The organism is Candidatus Planktophila sp. (assembly GCA_030681675.1).
Lineage (GTDB): Bacteria > Actinomycetota > Actinomycetes > Nanopelagicales > Nanopelagicaceae > Planktophila.
This window is the reverse complement of record JAUXRP010000028.1, coordinates 1-3,395: the sequence shown is the minus strand read 5'-3', so window position 1 is coordinate 3,395 and position 3,395 is coordinate 1. Positions and strand designations below refer to the sequence as shown.

Below are 3,395 nucleotides of genomic sequence, written 5' to 3'. Positions count from 1 at the left end.
TCCAGAGGGGGCCAATGGGGTTGTTGTTTCACGAGTGAACATCTCGCCACTTTTTGTCCTTCAACTGATTCAAGCCCTCGAGACCAACTGGTCTGAGTACTCAAAAAAGGCCATGCCCCCGGAAGTCCGGGATAACGAGGGTTAAACCTCATATTTTCGACTTTCACCTTTACTACTGCGTCAACACGCTCAAACTCTCAATGTCAACATTAGGCTTGTCCGGCCATTAGACTCTGAATCTGTGCATCCACAGGCAATTCTCAAGCTGTTTGGGTAAAATTTTCGATAACCCACCTAGAAGATAACCCACCTAGAATTAGAGGAGATTTGAGAAATCTCGACCTACTTCACGGAACCAAAGAAATATTCGCTGAGGCAACAACATTTGGGCCTCGGCGGTGTCTTAACTAGTAGAGGGCAAGACGTTGCCTTCGTTTATAACTCGCGGGAGTATTCACATGGCACTTTTGAAGTCGAAGGCAGCGAAAGCAGCTGCAATGACTGATGCCACCCGCCTACTGAACTCCGTTACCGCAACGGATTCAGCGTTTGAAGTATCTGCAACTCCAGGTTCAACGGCTGACTGGTCGATTTCACAGTTATCAGCGATCTACAAAGAGCACCGGACACAGCTTGTCTCGCAAGCCCGCCGAATCACCCGCGATGAGGCCGAAGCTAACGAGGTTGTCCAAGAGGCGTTCCTTAAGTTCATGCTTGCATCCCCAGAGCTCGATTCTGCAGATCGTGCGATTGCATACCTTCGCACCTCAGTCACCAACCTATCCTTAAACGTAATCCGCGCTCGCGGTGCACGTCCTAACTTGGTTGCCATCGATGCCAACACCACGCAAGAGCGCTTAAATGAGATCGCATCTGAAAACCATGTCGATCTCGATACGACTATTGCAGCCGCCGAAGATGCCGCGGTTATCCGCGAAGCACTGTCCCGCCTGACTTCAGATCAGCGCACGGCCTTGGTTATGTGGGAAATGGAAGGCCGCAGCACGCAAGAGATTGCGACTGCCCTTAACACCAGCCCAGCAAATGTTCGCCACATCTTAATTCGCGCTCGCAAATCAATGGTTCGCGTTCTTGAGGACTGGGTCATCGACGAGGCAACTGGATTAACCGCACTCAACGCGCTTTCAACGACCTACAAGAAAGCTGCGAAAATTGCTCAAAAGTCCAGCAAGGCCGCACTCTCACTTCTCCTTGTTATTACTGCTTTCCTTGGCTTTAACTCAATGTCCGGAAATGAAGGATCACCACTTGCAATACTCTCTCCAGAGATTGCAGTAGTTTCTCCAGCTTCTCCACAGGAGTCAGCGAGCCAATCACCAACTGCAATCGCATCTGCTGTTTCAACTGGTAAAGCAAAGGCCGCTGCAACCATTAAAGCAAAGGCCGCTAAGACCATAGCTGCAGCAGCTGCTACTAAGAGGGCACAAACCGCTGCCCTTAGTATGAAGATCGCCGCACTTTCATTCTTTGGTCTAGATAAAGATGGTCTACCAACTGCCTTCACAGTAACTGATTCAAAGAACATCGAAGGTATTGCTCGTCTAACAAAAGGAACTTCATCGGTTGGAACCGGTGGAATTGTTATTAACAACCAGTTCATAACTGGCTCGGTTGGTCCCAACGTTTTGATCGACCAGGTAATCACTATTGATGGAACAGGTACGCGCTATTCTGCCAAGAGCATTAGTATTGGTTGGGGCGGTAACTGGAACTCAGTGGAAATTACGTCACATGACTCTTCCATTGATCGTTTATCAAATGGTAAGTACATGATTACTTCAACCTTTACAATTGGTTATCTCAATGAATCAATTTTCCAGGTCCCAACTGGAGGCCGCGGCTTTGACCTGGCCGATGCGCCAAAGTCCATCACGACACGCATTCTCCTGAATGCGGGCAAGACCACCTTCTTGGCGCAAGCCGTGCAGGTGAATAACTAAATAAGTTTCCACATTGAGTCCGGATACTCAATGTGGGATTTGATGAATCAGCACGTGCGATTCATCGAACTGGGTGAAAGAGTTTCTTTCGTGAAATACGAAGAAACTTTGATCCCAAGCCGGCTCTCGGATCGTCCGAGGACCGACTAATCGAAAGGATACAAATGTCTACAAAGACAACTTACAAGCGCATAGCGCTTGTAGCGGTTGCTGCTTTGGGCTTTGGTCTTCTGTCAGTGGCGCCTTCATCTGCCACTCCACAGTCAGACACATTGGCTCTAGGAGCAACTGCAACATCGGTCGCGAATAATGTGGCCGCTTCAACAACGTTGACACAGACATACCTCGGTGTAGCTGGTGACACGATGACAGTAACGGTCGCACTTATAAGTGGACCTAGTGGAAACTCAACAGTTCCAACACTTGCAAGAGTTGTTGGAAGTGACTCCAATGGAACAACATCAGTGTCAGGACTAGTTGGAACACTTGCTGATACTGCAACCTCGTACTCCGTATATACGTTAGTATCTGGAACATATACTCTTGGATTACCAGCGACCACACTTCCTGGAACCTATGTAATTAAAGCTACGCCTGCCATTACCGGCGGGGGCGGCACAGCAGTTGCTGCTGCAGTTACATGGACTGTAACAGTTGGAACAGTAGCAACAGCTGCAGCTGCTGACTCAACGTCGACGTCAATTATCGTTGCAGGAAACGTTACGGTTGGTTCAGCTGACGCGGTAGTTAATGCAGCCCCAACGAGTGGCGTTGTCGCAACTATTAAAGTCACACCACTCGTGGCATCAGCCACGGCAACTGGTTCTTCAGCGATAACTGTAGTCATTACGGGTCCAGGCACCCTGAGTACCCCTCAATCGAGTGCAACATTCGTTTCTGGAGCACTTACAGGTCTTAAGACTGTAACGCTAACAGGCGCTGCTGGCCCATTCTGGATTTCCGTCTATGGTGACGGTACATCTGGAACTTCAACGATTACTTCAACAATTGGTTCAGTTGTACTGACTGAGACAATTAACACTTACGGCGCAGCAGCTTCTGCTGTAGCGACAGTAGTTAAGCCAGTTATCGCTGTTGGTTCAACAGCTACAGCAGGCGCAATCACTGTTCTAGTTAAGGATGCAGCTGGAAACCTAGTTCCTGGTGCAACAGTGTTTGCACGATCAGGAACTGAAACAGTATTTGCAAGCGGAACAGCAGTAACAGCTTCAACAGGTATTGCGTCATTTAACTTGACAGCTCTCACTGCTGGAACTTCAAGCTTCACGTTCGCTAACGTGGCTGCAGGTTCAACAGCCGCATACACATCAGCAGCTGTTTCTGTTCGTGCAGGTTCAGCAACTATGTCATCTGTAACAATGACACTTGACAAGGCAACATATGTTCCCGGAGAGGTTGCAACTGTCACAGTGA

2 protein-coding genes are annotated in these 3,395 nt (G+C 48.7%); both read left to right on the top strand.

What is annotated here, in order from left to right:
- The first annotated feature begins 458 nt into the window (after positions 1–458).
- A complete protein-coding gene (locus tag Q8K48_06345; GenBank protein MDP1852019.1) occupies positions 459–1,961 on the top strand; it encodes an RNA polymerase sigma factor in 1,503 nt (500 codons plus the stop codon).
- Between the two features lie 164 nt (positions 1,962–2,125).
- On the top strand, positions 2,126–3,395 hold a 1,270-nt coding region (locus tag Q8K48_06340; GenBank protein ID MDP1852018.1), incomplete at its 3' end, for a hypothetical protein.

Coding starts and splice junctions, on each gene's coding strand:
- Q8K48_06345 (MDP1852019.1), top strand. CDS start 459: ATGGCACTTTTGAAGTCGAAGGCAGCGAAAGCAGCTGCAATGACTGAT.